Origin of the sequence: Variovorax xiamenensis (assembly GCF_050916385.1) — a bacterium.
Taxonomy (GTDB): Bacteria; Pseudomonadota; Gammaproteobacteria; order Burkholderiales; family Burkholderiaceae_C; genus Variovorax.
Genome location: NZ_CP139038.1, coordinates 1391244 through 1411610, shown reverse-complemented (window position 1 = coordinate 1411610; position 20367 = coordinate 1391244). Strand labels below are relative to the sequence as shown.

General features: G+C 67.6%; 17 protein-coding genes. 11 read left to right on the top strand and 6 right to left on the bottom strand.

Going from position 1 to position 20367, the window contains the following annotated elements:
• Both SFB74_RS06095 and SFB74_RS06090 read right to left on the bottom strand, forming a co-directional pair.
• Complete coding sequence (locus tag SFB74_RS06095) at positions 1-1080, bottom strand: ABC transporter ATP-binding protein (protein ID WP_093196686.1); 1080 nt, start codon at positions 1078-1080, stop codon at positions 1-3.
• A 31-nt stretch (positions 1081-1111) separates the two neighbouring features.
• Complete coding sequence (locus tag SFB74_RS06090) at positions 1112-2146, bottom strand: putative 2-aminoethylphosphonate ABC transporter substrate-binding protein (RefSeq protein WP_432729872.1); 1035 nt, start codon at positions 2144-2146, stop codon at positions 1112-1114.
• A gap of 298 nt (positions 2147-2444) precedes the next feature.
• Between SFB74_RS06090 and SFB74_RS06085 the strand changes: the two genes are divergently transcribed.
• Positions 2445-3005, top strand: a complete 561-nt coding sequence (locus tag SFB74_RS06085; protein WP_432729871.1) for a phosphonate degradation HD-domain oxygenase — start codon at positions 2445-2447, stop codon at positions 3003-3005.
• 108 nt (positions 3006-3113) lie between these two features.
• On the top strand, positions 3114-4898 hold the full coding sequence (locus tag SFB74_RS06080; protein ID WP_432729870.1) for an ABC transporter ATP-binding protein/permease: 1785 nt from the start codon (positions 3114-3116) through the stop codon (positions 4896-4898).
• Here the strand turns inward: SFB74_RS06080 and queC are convergent.
• On the bottom strand, positions 4880-5584 hold the full coding sequence (gene queC / locus SFB74_RS06075) for a 7-cyano-7-deazaguanine synthase QueC (protein ID WP_432729869.1): 705 nt from the start codon (positions 5582-5584) through the stop codon (positions 4880-4882). The two genes, SFB74_RS06080 and queC, sit on opposite strands and share 19 nt — an antisense overlap.
• A gap of 84 nt (positions 5585-5668) precedes the next feature.
• Between queC and SFB74_RS06070 the strand changes: the two genes are divergently transcribed.
• The 4 genes from SFB74_RS06070 (at position 5669) to SFB74_RS06055 (ending at position 10019) form a co-directional block, all read left to right on the top strand.
• A complete protein-coding gene (locus tag SFB74_RS06070; protein WP_432729868.1) occupies positions 5669-6079 on the top strand; it encodes a DUF2177 family protein in 411 nt (136 codons plus the stop codon).
• Between the two features lie 183 nt (positions 6080-6262).
• Positions 6263-7738: an alkaline phosphatase gene (locus SFB74_RS06065; protein ID WP_432729867.1), complete on the top strand. Its 1476-nt coding sequence runs from the start codon at positions 6263-6265 to the stop codon at positions 7736-7738.
• A 32-nt stretch (positions 7739-7770) separates the two neighbouring features.
• Complete coding sequence (locus SFB74_RS06060) at positions 7771-9303, top strand: alkaline phosphatase (RefSeq protein ID WP_432729866.1); 1533 nt, start codon at positions 7771-7773, stop codon at positions 9301-9303.
• An 8-nt stretch (positions 9304-9311) separates the two neighbouring features.
• Positions 9312-10019 (top strand): hypothetical protein, encoded by a 708-nt coding sequence (locus tag SFB74_RS06055; protein ID WP_432729865.1) that lies wholly within the window; start codon positions 9312-9314, stop codon positions 10017-10019.
• A gap of 82 nt (positions 10020-10101) precedes the next feature.
• On the opposite strand, the gene SFB74_RS06050 is transcribed toward SFB74_RS06055, so the two are convergent.
• Both SFB74_RS06050 and SFB74_RS06045 read right to left on the bottom strand, forming a co-directional pair.
• Positions 10102-10593, bottom strand: coding sequence for a DUF1854 domain-containing protein (locus SFB74_RS06050; RefSeq protein WP_432729864.1), 492 nt, complete (start codon positions 10591-10593; stop codon positions 10102-10104).
• On the bottom strand, positions 10590-12866 hold the full coding sequence (locus tag SFB74_RS06045; RefSeq protein ID WP_432729863.1) for an ABC transporter ATP-binding protein: 2277 nt from the start codon (positions 12864-12866) through the stop codon (positions 10590-10592). The genes SFB74_RS06050 and SFB74_RS06045 overlap by 4 nt, the downstream gene beginning before the upstream one ends.
• A 139-nt stretch (positions 12867-13005) precedes the next feature.
• Here SFB74_RS06045 and cphA (SFB74_RS06040) point away from each other — a divergent pair, with 139 nt between their 5' ends.
• The 5 genes from cphA (SFB74_RS06040) (at position 13006) to SFB74_RS06020 (ending at position 19399) form a co-directional block, all read left to right on the top strand.
• The gene (cphA, locus tag SFB74_RS06040) at positions 13006-15246 is read left to right on the top strand and encodes a cyanophycin synthetase (protein WP_432729862.1); all 2241 of its coding nucleotides are present in this window, start codon (positions 13006-13008) and stop codon (positions 15244-15246) included.
• Between the two features lie 46 nt (positions 15247-15292).
• The gene (gene cphA / locus SFB74_RS06035) at positions 15293-17860 is read left to right on the top strand and encodes a cyanophycin synthetase (RefSeq protein ID WP_432729861.1); all 2568 of its coding nucleotides are present in this window, start codon (positions 15293-15295) and stop codon (positions 17858-17860) included.
• Positions 17861-18012: 152 nt separating this feature from the next.
• Positions 18013-18423, top strand: a complete 411-nt coding sequence (locus SFB74_RS06030; RefSeq protein WP_432729860.1) for a hypothetical protein — start codon at positions 18013-18015, stop codon at positions 18421-18423.
• Between the two features lie 79 nt (positions 18424-18502).
• On the top strand, positions 18503-18991 hold the full coding sequence (locus SFB74_RS06025) for a hypothetical protein (protein ID WP_432729859.1): 489 nt from the start codon (positions 18503-18505) through the stop codon (positions 18989-18991).
• Between the two features lie 135 nt (positions 18992-19126).
• A complete protein-coding gene (locus SFB74_RS06020; RefSeq protein WP_432729858.1) occupies positions 19127-19399 on the top strand; it encodes a hypothetical protein in 273 nt (90 codons plus the stop codon).
• Between the two features lie 45 nt (positions 19400-19444).
• On the opposite strand, the gene SFB74_RS06015 is transcribed toward SFB74_RS06020, so the two are convergent.
• Complete coding sequence (locus tag SFB74_RS06015; protein WP_432729857.1) at positions 19445-20362, bottom strand: dihydrodipicolinate synthase family protein; 918 nt, start codon at positions 20360-20362, stop codon at positions 19445-19447.
• Positions 20363-20367: the final 5 nt, after the last annotated feature.

The window sequence follows — 20367 nt, the reverse complement described above, 5'->3', positions numbered from 1 at the left end:
TCAATGCGCCAGGACCGACAGCGCGTTCAGCGGCAGCTGGATGTGGACCATGCTGCTGGGCACCAGCGGCTCGTCGCCGCCGCTGCGGGCATCGGCGGGCAGCTCGGCTTCGATCTCGATGCCCAGCGGCTCGCAGGCCAGCCGGGCCGACGTGCGGTTGCCGAAGAACTCGGTGTCGAGCAGGCGCGCGGCGAAGCTGTTGGCGCCGAGTTCGGTGCCGAAGCGCTTCACCACCACGTGCTCGGGGCGGATGCCCACGGTCGCCTGCGAGCCGATGCTGAGGTTGCCGGGCGCACACAGCAGCTCGCTGTCGCGCACGCGCACCTTGCCGTCGGCCAGCACTGTGGCGGGCAGCATGTTCATGCGGCCCACGAAGCCGGCCACGAAGCGGGTGCGCGGCTGGCGATAGAGTTCGTCGGGCGTGCCGGCCTGCTCGATGCGGCCGTTGTGCATGAGCACCACGCGGTCAGCCATCGAGAGGGCCTCTTCCTGGTCGTGCGTGACCATGATGGTGACGATGCCCAGGCGCTTCTGCAGCGCGCGGATTTCGCTGCGCAGCGTGGCGCGCACCTGCGCGTCGAGCGCGGAGAGCGGCTCGTCGAGCAGCAGCAGGCGCGGGTTGGGCGCGAGCGCACGGGCCAGCGCGATGCGTTGCTGCTGGCCGCCCGAGAGCTGCACGGGGTACTTGTCGGCATGCGCGGCCAGCCCGACCAGGTCGAGCATCTCGCGCGAGCGCTTGGCCATCTCGCGGGCCAGCGCGCCCGTGGGATGCAGGCCGTAGGCGATGTTCTGCGCGGCCGTGAGGTTGGGAAAGAGCGCGTACGACTGGAACACCACCCCGAAGCCGCGCGCCGCGGGCGGCAGGCCCGCGATGTCCTGGCCGCCGAGCAGGATCTGGCCGCTGTCGGCACGCTCGATGCCGCAGACGATGCGCAGCAGCGTGGTCTTGCCGCAGCCCGAGGGGCCGAGCAGGCACACAAACTCGCCGGGCTCGATGTCGAGATCGATGCCGTCGAGCACGCGTGTGGCGCCAAAGGACTTGCCGATGCCGCGGAGGGAAAGAAAGCTGCTGCTCGTCATGGCCGGATACCGTCTTGCTTCGATGCCAGGATCAGAGAGGCTTCTTTTCCGACTTCGCCTCGTAGCGCTTCGACCATTCGGTCAGGATGCGCTCGCGGTTGGCGGCGGCCCAGTTGAAGTCGTTCTTGGCAAGCAGCTTCTCGACATCGCCCGGCACGAACTCGAGCTTCTCCTGGATGCCAGGCAGCGCGAGCACGGCGAAGTTCTTGGCGTACAGCTCGTTGGCCTGCTTCGTCACGGCCCAGTCGGCCAGCGCCTTGGCGGCGTCCTGCTTCTTGCTGGTCTTCATGATGCCGGTGGCTTCCATGTCCCAGCCCAGGCCTTCCTTGGGCAGCACGATGTCGATGGGAGCGCCGTCGCGCTTGGTCTTGTTGGCGCGGTATTCGAAGGACATGCCCAGCGCGAACTCGCCGGCGCCGGCCTGGCGGCAGGGCTTGCTGCCCGACTGACTGTAGATGCCGATGTTCTGGTGCAGCGCGTCCATGTACTTCCACGCCTTCTCTTCACCCATCATCTGGATCCAGCCCGACACCATCAGGTAGCCCGTGCCCGAGGCGGCGGGGTTCGGCATGGTGATCTGGCCCTTGTAGACCGGGTTGGTCAGGTCGGCCCAGCTGGTGGGCTTGGGCAGGCTCTTCTTCTGGGCTTCGGCGGTGTTGAAGCAGATGGCCGAGGACCACACGTCCATGCCGACCCACTTGGGCGGGTTGGCCGCATCGCGCATGTTGGCCTTGATGGCGTCCAGCCCCTTGGGCGCGTAGGGCTGGAGCATGCCTTCCTTGTCGAGCAGCATCAGCGAGGTGGCGGCCAGGCCCCACACCACGTCGGCCTGCGGGTTGGCCTTTTCGGCGAGCAGCTTGGCGGTGACGATGCCGGTGGAGTCGCGCACGAACTTCAGTTCGATGCTCGGGTTCTCCTTTTCGAAGGCGGCCTTGTAGGCCTGGACCTGGTCGGCTTCGAGCGCGGTGTAGACCAGCAGTTCGGTGCGGCCCTGGGCCGATGCGGCGAAGGCCAGCGAGAGCAGAGCGGCCGGCACGGCGGCCCAGCGGATCGAACGATGCAGCATGGAGGTGGTTCCTTGGGAGAAGAAAGTGGAGCGGAGAAAGAGACGCCACGCGGAACCGCGAACGGGCAAGCGAAAGTACGCAAATTCCACTCGGCGACGAATGGGGGCGATGCTGGCAGCGGCATGTGACAGAGATTTGTCAGATGCCTCAAAAAAACCCAAATCCCCAAAAATGCGCTGAAAATCGGCCGCTCCCGGCCGTTTCGCAACGGCCTCGTCATCCACGTGTCACCGCACGGCGGCAGACTCGCGGACTTATTGCCCCTTGTTTTCGCATCTCCCGCCCCGTTTCACCGTCATGACACTCGACCTCGCCGAGATCGCCCGCCTGTTCGCCGAACGTGGCGGAATCGCGTACGCGGGCGAACCCGTGTCGCAGCTGGAGCACGCGCTGCAATGCGCCTGGCTCGCGGAGCAGGCCGGCGCGAGCGACTCGCTGGTCACAGCGGCGCTGCTGCACGACCTGGGCCACCTGCTCATCGCCGAGCACCAGACACTTTCGCACTCTCCTACCCAGCTGGGCATCGACGACCGCCACCAGTACATCGCGCTGCCGCTGCTGCGCGGCGCATTCGACGTCGAGGTGCGCGAGCCGATCAGGCTGCACGTGGACGCCAAGCGCTACCTCTGCGCCACGCAGCCCGACTACTTCTCCAGGCTTTCTCCCGATTCCGTGCGCAGCCTCGCCCTGCAGGGCGGCGTGATGGACGCCGAGGCGGCCCAGCGCTTCGCCACCCACCAGTGGGCCGGCGACGCCGTGCGGCTGCGGCAGTGGGACGAGGAAGCGAAGATCAAGGACCTGCCGACGCCGCCGCTGGCCCACTTCCTCACGACCGCCGGGCGGGTGCTGTTGCGCTGACGGGCCCTTTTCGCGGGCCAGGACCGGTTTCAGGCCGGTTTAAGAAACATTTGTCTACGATGGTCTCCTCACTATGACCGGCGCGCGAGCGCCTGCGAGGAAACCCGAATGTCCCCATCAGTCACAGCTCGCGCTGGCTCGTTCATCCAGGTCTTGCGCCGCGTAATCAGGCTTGCGGCGCCCTATTTCAGGTCGGAGGAGAAATGGCGGGCGCGGGGCATGTTCGCCGCCATCGTCGCGCTCAACCTTGCCTACGTCTATGCGCTGGTGCTCTTCAACCAGTGGTACGGGCGTTTCTACGACGGGCTGCAGAACAAGGACGCGACGGTGTTCTGGCGCGAGGTCCGCGTGTTCGCCGTGCTGGCCTTCTTCAACATCGCGCTGCAGGTGCTCAAGTTCTATGTGACGCAACTGCTGCAGTTGCGCTGGCGCGCCTGGATGACGCGGAACTATCTCAGCCGCTGGATGGCGAACCGCACCTTCTACGAGCTGGAACTGGCGCGCTACGCCACCAAGGAAGGCACGACGCCCGACAACCCCGACCAGCGTATTCAGGAAGACATGCAGATCTTCACCAGCGCGACGATGACACTCTCGATGGGAGTGCTGAACGCAGTCGTCACGCTGCTGAGCTTCATCGGGCTGCTCTGGACGCTGTCGGGCAATTTCTCGTTCACCTTCGGCGGCACCACTCACCAGATCGTCGGCGCAATGGTCTGGGTGGCACTCGGCTACTCGATCGCTGGCACGGTCATCACGCATTTCATCGGCAAGCCGCTGATCGGGCTCAACTTCAAGCAGCAACGCTACGAGGCCGATTTCCGGCATCACCTGGTGCGCGTGCGGGAGTACAGCGAGGCGATCGCGCTCGACCGTGGAGAAAAGGTCGAACGCGGCCACCTCGATCTGCGCTTCGGCGATGTCCTTCGCAATTACCTGCTGCTGATCAAGCAACAGAAGAACCTTCTCACTTTCACCGCCTTCTTCGGCCAGGCGGCAGTGATCTTTCCGTTCCTCGTGGCAGCCCAGCAGTACTTCGGCGGCGCGTTCCAGCTTGGACACCTGATGCAGATCTCCTCGGCTTTCGAGAAGGTGCAGGAGTCGCTCAGCTGGTTCGTCGACAACTACGACCGCGTGGCCGTGTGGCGCGCCGCCAGCGACCGTCTCACCAGCTTCGACGACAGCATGTCTGCCCATGCATCGAAAGAGGCCACCCTGCAGAGCACACCATCGGAAAGCCTGCACACCGACGACCTCGCGGTCGCCCTGCCCAACGGCACGCCGCTCCTCGCGGGCGCCGCGCTGTCGGTCAAGCCCGGCGACAGCGTGCTGCTGCAAGGCCCTTCCGGCAGCGGCAAGTCGACACTGTTCCGCTCGTTCGCCGGCATCTGGCCCTTCTCGAAGGGCAAGCTGCAGGTGCCCGAGAACGTCGCGTTCATGCCGCAGCGCCCCTATGTCCCCGACGGCAAGCTGCGCGACGCGCTGACCTATCCCAACCCGGCCGCCAACTTCAGCGACGATCAGTTGCGCCAGGCCCTGAACGACGCCCTGCTCCCCGAGTTGGTGAACCGCCTCGACGACAACGACGCCTGGAGCCAGAAGCTCTCAGGCGGCGAGCAGCAGCGGCTGGCGATTGCCCGGGTCTTGCTGAAGAAACCGGCATGGCTCTTCGCCGACGAAATCACCAGCGCGCTCGATGCCCAGGCCGAGAGCGTGCTCTACAAGCGCCTCGCGGACACAGTCAAGGCCGCAGGAGGAGCGATGGTGTCGATCGCGCACCGTGCAGCGGTGGGCGACTTCCACAACCAGCGCTGGGTGCTCGTGCCGCAGGAAGACGGCGGCGGCGCGCGCTACCGCCTGAACACCTCGGCCGCTCAGCCGGCGGCGGCGTAGCGCTCCCAGCCCTTCCTGCGGAGCTCGCAGGCAGGGCATTCGCCGCAGCCGTAGCCCCAGTCCTGGCGGTGCACGCGGTCGCCGAGGTAGCAGGTGTGGGTTTCCTCGACGATCAGGTCGACCAGCGGCTTGCCGCCAAGGCGGTGCGCCAGCTGCCAGGTCTCGGTCTTGTCGATCCACATGAGCGGCGTCTCGATGACGAGGCGGCGTTCCAGCCCCAGCGACAGCGCGAGTTGCATGGCCTTCATGGTGTCGTCGCGGCAGTCCGGGTAGCCCGAAAAGTCGGTTTCGCAGACGCCGGTGACGATCACCTGCAGCCCGCGCCGGTAGGCCAGCGCGCCGGCCAGCGTAAGAAAGAGCAGGTTGCGCCCGGGCACGAAGGTGTTGGGCAGGCCGTCGGCCTGCATGGCGAAGGCGACCTCCTCCGTCAGCGAGGAGCCGCCGAGTTGCGCCAGGGCCGCCAGTGTGAGCACGTGGTCTTCGCCCAGGCGCGGCGCCCAGTCGGGAAAGCGCTCGCGCATCTTCGCGAGGATAGTGCCGCGCACGTCGAGCTCGACGCGATGGCGCTGCCCGTAGTCGAAGCCCAGGGTTTCGACGCGCTCGTACTTCGAGAGCGCATCGGCGAGGCAGGTGGTCGAATCCTGGCCGCCGGAGAACAGAACGAGGGCGGTGGTGTGCAGAGGCATGTCCGTCGACGGCGGTGCGGGCCGCCGTAGTCCAAAGGCGCGATTTTCGCAGGCCGCCCCGGAGGCGCGGATACGATCTCGCGCATGAGCGCCAAACACCTGCTTGCATGGGCCGTCACCTTCGCGGTGCTGCTTGCACTCGACGCGCTCTGGCTCGGCTTCGCCGCCAAGGACATGTACCAGCAGGCCATGGGCGAGCTGATGTCGCCGAATCCGCGACTGGGCTTCGCGGCCCTCTTCTACCTGGCCTACCCCGTCGGCCTGATGGTGTTCGCGATCGTGCCCGGCTTGCGGGCGCAGGGCGTGATGCGGGCGGCGCTGCTGGGCGGGCTGTTCGGCCTGTTCTGCTACGGCACCTACGACCTCACCAACCTGGCCGTGATCCGCGACTGGCCGCTGGCGCTGTCGTTCATCGACATCGCCTGGGGCACGCTGGTGAGCGGAGCGGCCGCGGCGGCCGGCGCGGTGGCGCTGCGCCGGTTCGCGTCACGCTGAGTCGCCTCGGCTAGCTGGCGTGCATGACACGCCAAAGACAGTTCGCGCCTTTATTTCGAGAAGAGCGCTGAACTTTCATTCGGCTTTCAAATCGTCACGGCCGGGTCATCTGACGTCTTTAGATTTCACATCCACAAATGGTGCGCGCCCGGCGCACCGGTCGAACAACCACCCGAGGGAATCATGACCCAACGCTTCATTGCCCCAGCGCTGCTGGGCGTCTCGCTACTGCTGTCCGCGTGCGGCGGCAGCAACAACAACGGCATCGTGCTGCCGTTCATCCCGCCGTCCAACACCACGCCCCCGCCCGCGGCGCAGACGCCCAAGAACGTGCTGTTCTTCCTGGGCGACGGCATGGGCATCACCACCATGACCGCCGCGCGCATCTACAAGGTCGGCGAAGACGGCGACCTCACGATGGACACGCTGCCCGAGACGGCCTTCGTCCACACCTATTCGAACGACGCCCAGGTCACCGACAGCGCCCCTTCGATGTCGGCCTACATGACCGGCGTGAAGATGAACAACGAAGTCATCTCGATGAGCCCCGAGACCAAGGCCACCGACGCCTCGGGCAAGGTCTATCACACCAACTTCGACAGCACCTGCCCCTCGGGCAACGGCCAGGCCGTGGAAACGCTGCTCGAGCAGAGCAAGGCCAAGGGCTACGCCACCGGCGTGGTCACCACCACCCGCATCACGCACGCCACGCCCGCCGCGACGTATTCGCATGTGTGCCACCGCGACGCCGAAAACACCATCGCCGCGGCACTCGTGCCGGGCGGCACCGGCTACAACGGCAAGCTGGGCGACGGCGTCGATGTGTTCTTCGGCGGCGGCACCGACTACTTCACCGCCAAGGAAGACGGCGGCAAGCGCAACGACAAGCGCAACCTTATCGCCGAGCTGAAGGCCGCGAAGTACAGCTTCGCCGCCAACAAGACCGAGTTCGACAAGCTGCCGGCCGACGGCGCCACCAAGATCGCCGGCCTCTTCACCAAGAGCCACATGGCCTACGACCTCGACCGCGACGCCACCAAGGAGCCGAGCCTGGCCGAGATGACCGGCAAGGCAATCGACGCCCTGGCCGCGCGCAAGAAGGGCTTCTTCCTGATGGTGGAAGGTGGGCGCATCGACCACGCGCTGCACGCCACCAACGCACGCCGCGCGCTGCAGGACACGGGCGCCTTCGACGACGCCATCAAGCTGGCGCTCGACAAGATGCAGGCCATCGACCCGGGCCTGAAGAACACGCTGGTGGTGGTCACGGCCGACCACGACCACACGCTGCAGCTCAACGGCTACGCCGCGCGCACCGGCAAGACCGAGGCAGGCAAGCCGGGCGTGCTGGGCCTCGTGAAGGACTACGTCGACACCAGCAAGACCAGCAAGGACGTGGACGGCAACCCCTACACCATCATCGGCTTCGGCAACGGCCCCCGCCGCCTCGCCACGCGCGGCCCGATCTCCGACGCCGAGCTGGAAAACAAGGACTACAAGCAGGAAGCCGTGGTGCCGATGGATGCGGCCAGCGATTCCGAAACCCATGGCGGTGCAGACGTGTTCCTCGGCGCGCAGGGCCTGGGCGCCGACAACTTCGCCGGCGTGATCACCAACACCGACGTGTTCGGCCTCATCAAGAAGGCGGTCGGCCTGTGAAGGGCAATGAGCGCTCATCGACGAACACAACCATGAACACGACCATGAACCGCATCACCCGCAACACCCGCCTGGCCGCCGCCCTCGTCTGCGCGGCCGCCGGCACCCTGGCCGGCACCGCGCACGCCGCCGGCGAAGCCAAGAACGTCATCTTCTTCCTCGGCGACGGCATGGGCCCGGTCACCGTGACCGCTGCCCGCATCTACAAGGGCGAGAAGCAGCTGGCCGCCAAGCCCGGCTCGCTGGTGAGCCCCGAGCGCGCCAACCTAGTCATGCAGTCGCTGCCGTACGCCGCCCGCGTGAAGACCTTTTCGCTCGACGGCCAGACCACCGACAGCGCTCCCTCCATGGCCGCATACATGACCGGCGTGAAGATGCGCAACGAGGTGATTTCGATGTCGAGCGACACCGTCGCCGTCGACAGCACCGGCAAGCAGTACATCAATGGCGAGGACACCACCTGCCCCTCGACCAACGGCAAGGCCGCCGACACGCTCCTGGAGCTCGCCAAGGCCAAGGGCCGCTCGGTGGGCGCCGTGTCGACCACGCGCGTGGGCCACGCCACCCCGGCCACCACCTACTCGCACATCTGCAACCGCAACGGCTACAACACCATCGCCGAGCAGAGCGTGCCGGGCCATGCCAACTACAACCCCAAGCTGCTCGACGGCGTCGACGTGCTGATGGGTGGCGGCCAGCGCAACTACCTGCCGGTGGCGACCAACCCCAGCAGCAAGCGCACCGACGGAGTCGACCTCGTGGCCGCAATGAAGGCCAAGGGCTACTCCTACGTCGATACCGGCACCAAGCTCAAGGCCGTCGACACGGCTGCCACGGGCAAGCTGCTGGGCCTGTTCTCGCAAAGCGAGATGGCCTATGAACTCGACCGCGTGAAGCAGAACCTCGACCAGCCGAGCCTGTCCGACATGACCGAGAAGGCGCTCGGCATTCTCAGCAAGAACGACAAGGGCTTCTTCCTGATGGTCGAAGGCGGCCGCATCGACCACGCGCTGCACGGCACCAACGCCAAGCGCGCGCTGGAAGACACGCTGGCCTTCGACACGGCCATCCAGACCGCGCTCGACTTCATGAACAAGAAGGACCCGGGCCTGAAGAACACGCTGGTGGTGGTCACCGCCGACCATGACCATGCGATCGCCTTCAACGGCTATCCGAAGATCGGCAATCCGATCCTCGGCAAGGTCAACAGCTACTCGGACGGCAAGCTCGCGAAGGCGGCGGACGGCAACCCGTACACCACGCTGGTGTTCGGCAACGGCGGCCGCCCCAACGCGACCGGCTCCAGCCAGGTCAACGCCGAAGACAGCAACAAGCCGTGGATCGCCCCGGCGCGCGCGGCATCGCGCGACGACCAGACCGCGATGGACACCACCGACGACAACTTCCTGCAGGAAGTCGGCATCAACCTCGGTTCGCCCGGCGCGGAAACCCACGGCGGCGGCGACGTGATGCTGTTCGCGGGCGGCGCCGGTTCGAAGATCTTCAAGGGCACCGTGGAGAACATCAAGGTGTTCAACAAGGTCAAGGAAGCGGCCGGACTGTGAGCGCATCCGTGGCACTGAAAACGCTGCTGGCGGCAACGGCCTTCGCGTCCTTCGCGGGCCTTCCGCTGGCAGCCGGCGCCGCCGGCGATGCCGAGGCGCCCGACCAGAACCTGCGCATCCAGCATCATGTGATGTCGATCGGCAAGGACGGCGTGCAGCGCGAAAGCCGCTACGCCGACCTGATGTTCCGCCGCGCCGGCACGGTGTGGATCGAACGCGAGCTGCCGCCAGCGCTGCGCGCCAACCACGACCACGAGGCCAGCGAAGGCAAGGTGCACATCGGCCACTCGCACGCCGACAACACGGCGGCACCGCTCTGGCTGAGCCGCGACCCGGCCGGCAAAGTGCTGGTGAACATGGTGCTGCGGCAGCAACGCAAGCTGATCGAGATCGACAAGGCCAACTACGGCAACGTGGGCTACGGCGGTTCGTGGGCAAACGCCTACTGGCTGGTCGATCCGGCCAGCCTGCCGCGCATGAAATCGCTGGGCACAGCCGGCAAGGGCGTGCAGCGCTACGAGCTGCAGCAGGGTGAGAGCACGCTGCGCATCGAATGGGACACGGTCGGCCGCTACGCGCGCAGGATCGAGCAGCGCAACGAGCACGGCACCTCGCTCAATGTGATGACTGCTTCGTCCATCCCGGCGCCGAAGACGCTGCCGTGGAAGACGGCCGACGCCTACGAGCGTGGCGAATATTCGGACCTGCTGGACTGAGTTCTTCTCAAGGCGTGCGCCACGCAGAGCCGGTGCACCGGCGCTTCACAAAAAAGGCCCCTTCCGGGGCCTTTTTCCGAGGCTAGAGAAAGCGCTCCAGCAGCTTGCGCGACGCCCGGTCCAGCGTCTTCACATCTGGGATGCGGAACTGCACGCCATGCGCGCTCGCGATCAGCAGCGCGCCGCCTTCGAGCCGGCGGATGTCTTCCTCGGCCTTGAGCACGAAGCTGGTTTCGCCACGGTCGGTGCTGATGGTCCAGGTGCTGGGCACCCCGAAGCTCGACACGCCGTGCAGCCGCAGCAGCGTGGGCGCGAAGTCGCGCACCGCAAGGTCTTCCTCGAGCAGGGCCCTGGCCTGTTGCGGCAGCTGGTCGACGATGTCGATCCAGACCAGCTCGCGCCCTTCAGTCCCGACCAGCGAAATGCCCTGGCCGGGCGCACTCAGCGGAAAGGCCCGTACGGGCACGATGCCCACGTGGCGCTCGCCCTGGGCGTCGGTCAGCACCAGCCGGCCGAAGGGGTCGCGCTCGAGCTGAAAGCCGTTGTTGCTGTCGTTCTTGTCGTTGCTGTTCATGCGTCCCCCGCGGGATGGGCTGCGTGGCTGACGGCCAGCGGTGCCTGCGCGTTGGCGCGCTCGTCGGCGGCGCCTTCGCTCGCGTCGTCGTCGCCCTGGCGCAGCTGCGCCTGATAGAGCCGCCAGTAGGCGCCCTGCTTCGCCATCAAGGCATCGTGCGGGCCGACTTCGACGACCTCGCCGCGGTCCATGACCACGAGCCGGTCGGCCTTGCGCAGCGTCGACAGGCGGTGCGCAATGGCGATGGTGGTGCGGCCCTGCACGAGGTTGTCGAGCGCCTTCTGGATTTCCTTTTCGGTCTCGGTGTCCACGGCCGAAGTGGCCTCGTCGAGGATCAGGATGCGCGGGTCGATCAGCAGTGCCCGCGCGATGCTGATGCGCTGGCGCTCGCCGCCTGACAGGCCCTGCCCGCGCTCGCCCACCAGCGAGTCGTAGCCGTGCGGCAGGCGCAGGATGAAGTCGTGCGCATGCGCGGCGCGCGCGGCGGCGACGATTTCCTCGCGCGTGGCGTCGGGCTTGCCGTAGGCGATGTTCTGCGCGATGGTGCCGAAGAACAGGAACGGCTCCTGCAGCACCAGGCCGACGTGGCGGCGGTAGTCGGCCACGGCGAAGCGGCGGATGTCGGTGCCGTCGACCTTGATGGCGCCGTCGGTCACGTCGTAGAAGCGGCAGATCAGGTTGACCAGCGTGCTCTTGCCCGAGCCGCTGTGGCCCACGAGGCCGATCATCTCGCCGGGCTCGATCCGCAGATCCAGGTCGTGGATAACGGCGCGCGATCCGTAGCGGAAACCCAGCCCGCTCATCTCGATGCGGCCCTGCACGCGCTCCACCTTCACCGGATTGGCCGGCTCGGGCACGTTGCTCACGTGGTCGAGGATGTCGAAGATGCGCTTGGCGCCCGCCGCGGCCTTCTGCGTGACCGAGACGATGCGGCTCATGGAGTCGAGCCGGGTGTAAAAGCGGCCGATGTAGGCGATGAAGGCGGTGAGCACACCCACCGTGATGCTGCCGCGCGCCACCTGCCAGATGCCGAAGGCCCAGACCACCAGCAGGCCGATTTCGGTGAGCAGCGACACGGTCGGCGTGAACAGCGACCAGGTGCGGTTGAGCTTGTCGTTGACCTGCAGGTTGTAGGTGTTGGCGACGCGGAAGCGCTCGGCCTCGCGGCGCTCCTGCGCGAAGGCCTTCACCACGCGGATGCCGGGGATGGTGTCGGCCAGCACGTTGGTCACTTCGGACCAGACGCGGTCGATCTTCTCGAAGCCGGTGCGCAGGCGGTCGCGCACGACGTGGATCATCCAGGCGATGAAGGGCAGCGGCACCAGCGTGACCACCGCCAGCAGCGGGTTGATGGAGATCAGGATGACCGCGGTCATCACGATCATCAGCACGTCGTTGGCGAAATCGAGCGCGTGCAGCGAGAGAAAGACGTTGATGCGGTCGGTTTCGGAGCCGATGCGCGCCATCAAGTCGCCGGTGCGCTTGCCGCCGAAATAGTCCAGCGGCAGGGTCAGCAGGTGCTCGTAGGTGGTGGTGCGCAGGTCGGCGCCGATGCGCTCGGACACCAGCGCCAGCAGGTAGGTGCGCGCCCAGCCCAGCCCCCAGCCGACCAGCGCCGCGATCAGCAGGCCGCCCAGGTACAGGCCGACGCGCATGGTGTCGATCTTCTGCCCGTTCTGGAACGGGATCAGGATGTCGTCCATCAGCGGGATGGTCAGGTACGGCGGCACCAGCGTGGCGGCCGTGGAGAACAGGGTCAGCAGAAACCCTGCGATCAGCTGCTTGCGGTAGGGCTTGGCGAAGCGGCCGAGGCGCAGCAGGACCCAGGTGGAGGGCGGGGTCTGGAGCTCGGTGTCGGCGGAATCCTCGCCGTCGGCCGTCTCGATGGCCTCGGGTGTCTCCTTGGCGACACCCGACATGCGCTGCCCGAAAAGCTTCAGGAGCCGCAGGGCGGAAACCTGCCCGGCCAGGGTGTAGCGCCACCGTGCGAGCCTGCCGGCGGGGCCCGCCAGGTCGAGGGTGCCGACGCCCGCGTGGTCGGAAACGCGCAATTCCAGGGCCGCGTCGGTTAGCGGCCACTCACGCCAAGTCCCATCGGGATCGAGCGAAATCAGCCTCCGGTCAGTCAGGGCGACTAGGCCGGAAGCGAAGCGAAGTTGGTCGTCGAGGTCAACCGTCAGTGTTACCAGAACGTTTTCCGCGACTGCGAGGCGGTTTTTGAGTGCCGCTTCTGTTTCGCCCTCCCGGGTGCCGACTGGATCGTGATGTTGCATTGTGTTTCTTTGACTCTTGCCCGTCGCGGGCCGCTTGGACCGCGTCATGGCGCCCCAGGTCGGGCGCCGATTCTGACCGATAGCCATGGGCGCGCTTGAAGGCGCCGTGGTGCTCGGCCAAAGCACATCGAACGTTTGCATGACCCGTTTCGACGACATCCGACTGCTGCGCATCAATTATTTGCGCGGCCCCAACCTCTGGACCTACCGTCCCGTGCTCGAAGTCTGGCTCGACCTGGGCCAGCTCGAAGACTTCCCCTCCAACAAGATCGACGGCTTCACCGACCGCCTGACCGCCCTGCTGCCGGCGCTGATCGAGCACCACTGCGGCGTCGGCGAGCGCGGCGGCTTCATCCAGCGCCTGACCGAAGGCACCTGGTCGGGCCACGTGCTCGAGCACGTCGTCATCGAACTGCTGAACCTCGCGGGCATGCCGACCGGCTTCGGGCAAACCCGCAGCACCTCGGAGCACGGCGTCTACCGCATGGTGTTCCGCGCCCGTGACGAGCAGGTCGCCCGCGTGGCACTGGCCGAGGGCCACCGCCTGCTGATGGCAGCCATCAACAACGACCCGTTCACCGCCGCCGATGTGCAGAAGGCGGTCGACGCGGTCAAGGCCAAGGTGGAAGACTGCTACCTCGGCCCGAGCACCGCCGCCATCGTGTCCGCCGCCACCGACCGCGGCATTCCCCACATGCGGCTGAACAGCGGCAACCTGGTGCAGCTGGGCTACGGCGCCAACCAGCAGCGCATCTGGACCGCCGAGACCGACTACACCAGCGCCATCGGCGAATCGATCGCCAGCGACAAGGAGCTGACCAAGTCCCTGCTCGCGAGCTGCGGCGTGCCCGTGCCCGAAGGCCAGGTGGTCTCCGACGCCGAGGAAGCCTGGGAAGCCGCCGAGGACATCGGCCTGCCCGTGGTCGTGAAGCCGTCGGATGCCAACCACGGCCGCGGCGTCTCGCTCGAGCTGACGACCCGCGAGGAAGTCATGGCCGCCTTCGCGGTCGCCGAGCCCGAGGGCAGCGACGTGATGGTCGAGCGCTTCATCCGCGGCCACGAGCACCGCCTGCTGGTGGTGGGCGGCGAGGTCGTGGCGGCCGCGCGCGGCGAGATCATCACCGTGACCGGCGACGGCAAGGCCAGCGTGCGCGAACTCATCGAGAAGCAGCTCAACAGCGACCCGCGCCGCGGCGCCGAGGAAGAGTTCCCGCTCGACGTGATCGTGGTCGACACCGACGCCAAGCTGCAGCTCGAGCTCAAGCGCCAGGACCTGAACGCCGACGCCGTGCCCGCCGCCGGCCGCGTGGTCACGATCCAGCGCAACGGCAACATGGCCAACGACTGCACCGACCTGGTCCACCCCGAAGTCGCGCACGCCGCCGTGCTGGCCGCCCGCGTGGTGGGCCTGGACATCGCCGGCATCGACCTCGTGGCGCAGGACATTTCCAAGCCCCTCGGCCCGCAGGGCGGCGCGATCGTCGAAGTCAACGCCGGCCCCGGCCTGCTGATGCACCTGAAGCCGGCCGTCGGCTCGCCGCGCCCGGTGGGCCGCGCGATCTGCGACCACCTGTTCCCCAACGACGCGCCCGGGCGCATTCCCGTGGTCGGCGTCGCCGGCTCGCGCGACACCGCCGTGCTGGCACGCCTGGTGGCCTGGCTCATCAACCTGGGCGGCCGCCACACCGGCCTGGCCTGCCGCGACGGCCTGTTCCTCGAGCGCCGCCGCGTCGACGCGCGCGACAGCGCCAACTGGGAAGCCGGCCACCGCCTGCTCGTGAACCGCGCCGTGCAGGCCGTGGTGATCGAGAACGGCGCCGAGACCATCCTGCGCGACGGCCTCTCCTACGACCGCTGCGAAGTCGGCATCGTCACCGACCTCGAAGGCTGCGAAGCGCTGGCCGACTACGACATCACCGAGAGCGACCAGATGGTCAAGGTGCTGCGCACGCAGGTCGACGTGGTGCTGCCCGAGGGCACCGCCGTGCTGAATGCCGCCGACCCCCGCGTGGCCGGCCTGGCTCCGCTGTGCGACGGCGCCGTCATCCTCTATTCGGCCGATGCGCAAGCTCCTGAACTCACTGCACATCAGACCGCCGGCGGCAAGGCCGTGCTCGTGCGGCAGGACCGCGTGGTGCTGGCCAACGGCAGCAGCGAATCGTTCCTGCCGGGCCTCGGCCGCCTGACCGTGTGGCGCGCCACCCATGCCGGCGTGAGCCTCGAAAGCCTGCTGGCCGCCGTGGCCGCGGCCTGGGCCATGGGCATTCCGCTGAACCTGATCGGTGCCGGCGTAGAAGCCTTCGAGGCCGACCTGCAGGCCGCGCTGGCCTCGCTGCAGCTCTCGCAGACCCAGCCTCTCCAACAACCCCAATTCGCCTGAGGCACCTTCGCCTCGCCAGATAGACAGCAGCAGCTCTCGCAGCCCCATGAAAGTCACCCGCACCCGAGCCCTTCGCGGGCCCAACCTCTGGAGCCGCCATACCGCCATCGAGGCGGTCGTGGCCTGCCAGGGCGACGAGAACGCCATCAGCAAGCTGGCCGGTTTCGAAGACCGCCTGCGCGCGCGCTTCCCCACCATCGGCGAACTGCACCCGATGGTGCTGGGCCAGCCGCTGGCGCTGGCGCACGTGCTGGAGAACGCCGCCGTCGCGCTGCAGGCCCAGGCCGGCTGTGCCGTCAACTTCGGCCACACCTCTCCCACGATGGAAGAAGGCGTCTATCAGGTCGTGTTCCAGTACAGCGAGGAGGCCGTGGGCCGCCGCGCCGCCGAACTGGCCGAGCAGCTGATCGCCGCCGCGCAGGCCGACACGCCCTTCGACGCCGAAGCCGCCATCGCCGAACTGCGCGACCTCGACGAATCCGAGCGCCTGGGCCCGAGCACCGGCTCCATCGTCGATGCAGCGGTTGCGCGCGGCATTCCGTACCGCCGCCTCACGCGCGGCAGCCTGGTTCAGTTCGGCTGGGGCTCCAAGCAGCGCCGCATCCAGGCCGCCGAGGTCGACAGCACCAGCGGCGTCGCCGAGTCGATCGCGCAAGATAAAGAACTGACCAAGCAGCTGCTCAACGCCGCCGGCGTGCCGGTGCCGCTGGGCCGCCCCGTGACGAGCGCCGAGGACGGCTGGGCCGCCGCCAACGAGATCGGCCTGCCGGTCGTGGTGAAGCCGCAGGACGGCAACCAGGGCAAGGGCGTCACGGTCAACATCAACTCGCGTGAAGAGCTGTTCGCGGCCTACGAATCGGCCGCGGTCTACGGCGAAGTGATGGTCGAGAAGTTCCTCCCCGGTTTCGACTTCCGCCTGCTGGTGGTGGGCGACCGCCTCGTGGCCGCCGCTCGCCGCGATCCGCCGCAGGTGATCGGCGACGGCAGCTCCACCGTGCGCCAGCTGGTCGACACGGTGAACCTCGACCCGCGCCGCGGCGAGGGCCATGCCACATCGCTCACCAAGATCCGCCTGGACGACATCGCCGTCGGCCGGCTCGAATCGCAGGGCCTCACGCCCGACAGCGTGCCCGCGCGCGGCCAGCGCGTGGTGCTGCGCAACAACGCGAACCTCTCCACCGGCGGCACCGCCACCGACGTAACCGACACCGTGCACCCCGAAGTCGCGGCACGCGCCATCGACGCGGCCCAGATGGTCGGCCTGCACATCTGCGGCGTCGACATGGTCTGCGAGAACGTGCTGCGCCCGCTCGAGGAACAGCACGGCGGCGTGGTCGAAGTGAACGCCGCCCCCGGCCTGCGCATGCACATCTCGCCTTCGTTCGGCCGTGGCCGCGCGGTGGGCGAGGCGGTGATGGACACTCTCTTCGCCCATGGCGACGACGGCCGCGTTCCCGTGGTGGCCGTCACCGGCACCAACGGCAAGACCACCACCGCGCGCCTGATCAACCACCTGCTCGCGTCGAGCGGCCTGCGCACCGGCATGACCAACACCGACGGCGTGTACGTCGACGGCCGCCAGACCGACAGCGGCGACTGCAGTGGCCCCAAGAGCGCGCGCAACGTGCTGATGCACCCCGACGTGGATGCGGCCGTGTTCGAGGTTGCCCGCGGCGGCATCCTGCGCGAGGGCCTCGGCTTCGACCGCTGCCAGGTGGCGGTCGTCACCAACGTCGGCAGCGGCGACCACCTGGGGCTGAACTACATCACCACCGTCGAAGACCTGGCGGTGCTCAAGCGCGTGATCGTGCGCAACGTGGCGCCCGATGGCTACGCGGTGCTCAACGCGGCGGACGTCAACGTCGCCGCCATGGCCGCAGGCTGCCCGGGCAACGTGATCTTCTTCACCGCCGACCGCATGCACCCGGTGATGGCCACGCACCGCGCCCAAGGCAAGCGCACCGTGTACGTCGACCAGGACACGCTGGTGGCCGCCGAAGGCTCGTGGCGCGAACGCATCGCGCTGCGCGACGTGCCCATCACGCGCGGCGGCACCATCGGATTCCAGGTCGACAACGTGATGGCCGCGGTGGCCGCGGCGTGGGCCGTGGGCCTCGACTGGGACACCATCCGCAGCGGCCTCGCGAGCTTCATGAACGACGCGGCCGGCGTGCCTGGACGCTTCAACGTCATGGACTACCGCGGCGCGACCGTGATCGCCGACTACGGCCACAACACCGATGCGATGCGCGCACTGGTGTCGGCCGTGGACACCATGCCGGCGAAGAAGCGCTCGGTGGTGATCAGCGGCGCGGGCGACCGGCGCGACTCGGACATCCGCGACCAGACGGCCATCCTCGGCGAAGCCTTCGACGACGTGATCCTCTATCAGGACGCTGCGCAGCGCGGCCGTGCCGACGGCGAAGTCATGGCGCTGCTGCGCCAAGGCCTGCAGGGCGCGGCCCGCACGCGCTACATCGACGAGATCCGCGGCGAGTTCGTGGCCATCGACGCCGCGCTGGCGCGCCTGCAGCCGGGCGACCTCTCGCTGATCCTCGTCGACCAGGTCGAGGAAGCGCTCGCTCACCTGGCCCAGCGCATCGCAGCTGGCTGAAGCCGGCCTTGCCGGACACGTCCCACACGCAGGGGCGAGTCCGGCCCGTTCAGCGGCGTGCGGCTGTCCCACAGACTGCTGCTGCCCGCCGACAGCACACTGGGGCTCCGGTCACGCACCTCACGCAGGGGCGTGCATTCACAGGAGCCCGCATGAGAAAAACCCTTCGTTCCATTCTTTCCGCCACGGCCCTTTTCGCGGCTGGCGGCTTCATCGTTTTCGGCGCGCAGACAGCTGGCGCGCAAGCCCCGGGCAGCGACGCCCGCATGCAGAAGGAACGCGCCACCTGCGACGGCGTGCAGCAGGATCGGGCCGCCTGCCTGCGTGAAGCCGGCGCGGCGCGCCAGGAAGCCGGGCGCGGCGGACTCACCAGCCCCAGCCCCGCGCGCGAGCAGGTGAACTCGCTCGCCCGCTGCAGCGAATTGCCCGCCGCCGAACAGCCCGACTGCGAAGCCCGCATCAAGGGCGGTTCGCGCACCACCACCGAAGGCAGCGTGATGGGCGGGGGCGTGATCCGCGAAACCGTGACGCCCCTGCCGCCGCAGACCGTGCCCGCGCGTTGATCGATCGATGAATGAACCCGGTCCGATCCGGGCAGTCCAATCTTTCCCAGGTTATCCAGCTCACCTCAAGGAGTCATCCATGAAAAGCAATACGCGTTCGATGCTCTTCACCGTGCTCGCAGTCGGAGCACTGACAGTCTCCGCAGCCGCCTCGGCAGCCCCGCCCGCACGCGGGCAATCGTCCAGCACCTACGAACAGGAACTGGCCGTCTGTGGCCATAACCAGCAGGATCGCGCTGCCTGCATCCGCGAAGCGGGTGCAGCACGCCAGGCGGCCGCGCGTGGCGGCCTGACCAGCGCCCCGGATTACCGCGCCAACGCGCTCGCGCGCTGCGGCCTGCAGCAGCAGCCGTCCGACCGAGCCGCCTGCGAGGCCCGCGTGCTCGGCAGCAGCGGAAACACCACGACCAACGTCGACGGCAGCGTGATGGGCGGCGGCCTGATTCGCGAGTCGGTCACCACCACGATGGTGCCGGTGCCCCCGCCGGCCATGGCCCCGCAGCCGATGCCGCAGCCCATGCCGCAACCGATGCCCATGCCCCGGCCGATGCCCGCCCCCATGCGCTGATTAGCAGTCTTTTTGAGCGGGGGCATCGCCATTTCCACGCAAATGGCGATGCCCCTACTGTCATATTTCTGTCACAAAAGCCCGCCGCATGCTAGCTATAGTTCCCGGTCCCTGCCCACCGAGGAACCCTTTCTCATGAATGCCATCAAGGTCGCTCGCCGATTCATCGAAACGGACCCGGCCAACGAATCGGCCAAAATCCTGGCCCAGCTCGTGTTGGCTCTGGAGTCCGAACGCAGCTTCGAACTCATTACCCTCTACGAGCTCGACTACAAGAGCTTCCAGCTCGCCATGGACATCCTGAAGGAGTGGCGCCTCGACCGCTACTACGCCAGCAAGTCCAAGCTGTTCGATCTGTCGCTGCAGGTCAGCGAACTCGAAAAGAGCGCTCCCGAAGCCAAGGCCTGACCGGCCCCGGCTTCTCCAGCGTCTTTCTCTCCCTCTCTTCTCTCCCTACCTCCCCCAACGCAGCACCATCGGATCGAGCCGCTTCGCGGTTTCGATCAGGCCGGCACGCGTGTCGGGGTGCATGGCCGGCAAGGGGTGGCGCGGCGCCTCGCAGGCGATCACGCCGCCCTCCTTCATCAGCGACTTGCACGCCAGCAGGCCCGCCTGCCGGTTCTCGTAGTTGATGAGCGGCAGCCACTGCTGGTAGAGCGCGAAAGCCTTCTCGCGGCCGCCCGAGCGGTGCGCCTCGATGATCGGGCGGATGCCGTCCGGATACCCGCCTCCCGTCATCGACCCGGTCGCGCCGGCGTCGAGGTCGGGCATCAGCGTGATGGCTTCCTCGCCGTCCCACGGGCCCTCGATGGCGTCGCCGCCAAGGCGGATCAGCTCGCGCAGCTTCGAGGCCGCACCGGCCGTCTCGATCTTGAAATACGCCACCTGCTCGATCTCCTTCGCCATGCGCGCGAGGAACGGTGCCGACAGCACAGTGCCGCTGGCCGGCGCGTCCTGGATCATGATGGGAATGCCCACCGCGTCCGACAGCCGCGCATAGAACTCGAAGATCTGCGGCTCCGGCACGCGAAAAGTCGCGCCGTGGTACGGCGGCATCACCATCAGCATCGCCGCGCCCATGTCCTGCGCACGGCGGCTGCGCTCGGCACACACCTTGGTGCTGTAGTGCGTGGTGGTCACGATCACAGGCACGCGGCCCTTCACGTGTTCGAGGATGGTTCGCGTGAGCAACTCGCGCTCCTCGTCGGACAGCACGAACTGCTCCGAGAAGTTGGCCAGGATGCACAGGCCGTCCGAGCCCGCGTCGATCATGAAATCGACGCAGCGCTTCTGGCTCTCGAGATCGAGCGCGCCCTGTTCGGTGAAGGTGGTGGGCACCACCGGGAAGATGCCGCGGTATCTGGGGGTCATGGTGT

Excerpts from the sequence above, each read along its gene's own strand:
- SFB74_RS06095 (WP_093196686.1), bottom strand. The coding sequence starts at position 1,080 with ATGACGAGCAGCAGCTTTCTTTCCCTCCGCGGCATCGGCAAGTCCTTT.
- SFB74_RS06090 (WP_432729872.1), bottom strand. The coding sequence starts at position 2,146 with ATGCTGCATCGTTCGATCCGCTGGGCCGCCGTGCCGGCCGCTCTGCTC.
- SFB74_RS06085 (WP_432729871.1), top strand. The coding sequence starts at position 2,445 with ATGACACTCGACCTCGCCGAGATCGCCCGCCTGTTCGCCGAACGTGGC.
- SFB74_RS06080 (WP_432729870.1), top strand. The coding sequence starts at position 3,114 with ATGTCCCCATCAGTCACAGCTCGCGCTGGCTCGTTCATCCAGGTCTTG.
- queC (WP_432729869.1), bottom strand. The coding sequence starts at position 5,584 with ATGCCTCTGCACACCACCGCCCTCGTTCTGTTCTCCGGCGGCCAGGAT.
- SFB74_RS06070 (WP_432729868.1), top strand. The coding sequence starts at position 5,669 with ATGAGCGCCAAACACCTGCTTGCATGGGCCGTCACCTTCGCGGTGCTG.
- SFB74_RS06065 (WP_432729867.1), top strand. The coding sequence starts at position 6,263 with ATGACCCAACGCTTCATTGCCCCAGCGCTGCTGGGCGTCTCGCTACTG.
- SFB74_RS06060 (WP_432729866.1), top strand. The coding sequence starts at position 7,771 with ATGAACACGACCATGAACCGCATCACCCGCAACACCCGCCTGGCCGCC.
- SFB74_RS06050 (WP_432729864.1), bottom strand. The coding sequence starts at position 10,593 with ATGAACAGCAACGACAAGAACGACAGCAACAACGGCTTTCAGCTCGAG.
- SFB74_RS06045 (WP_432729863.1), bottom strand. The coding sequence starts at position 12,866 with ATGCAACATCACGATCCAGTCGGCACCCGGGAGGGCGAAACAGAAGCG.
- cphA (WP_432729862.1), top strand. The coding sequence starts at position 13,006 with ATGACCCGTTTCGACGACATCCGACTGCTGCGCATCAATTATTTGCGC.
- cphA (WP_432729861.1), top strand. The coding sequence starts at position 15,293 with ATGAAAGTCACCCGCACCCGAGCCCTTCGCGGGCCCAACCTCTGGAGC.
- SFB74_RS06030 (WP_432729860.1), top strand. The coding sequence starts at position 18,013 with ATGAGAAAAACCCTTCGTTCCATTCTTTCCGCCACGGCCCTTTTCGCG.
- SFB74_RS06025 (WP_432729859.1), top strand. The coding sequence starts at position 18,503 with ATGAAAAGCAATACGCGTTCGATGCTCTTCACCGTGCTCGCAGTCGGA.
- SFB74_RS06020 (WP_432729858.1), top strand. The coding sequence starts at position 19,127 with ATGAATGCCATCAAGGTCGCTCGCCGATTCATCGAAACGGACCCGGCC.
- SFB74_RS06015 (WP_432729857.1), bottom strand. The coding sequence starts at position 20,362 with ATGACCCCCAGATACCGCGGCATCTTCCCGGTGGTGCCCACCACCTTC.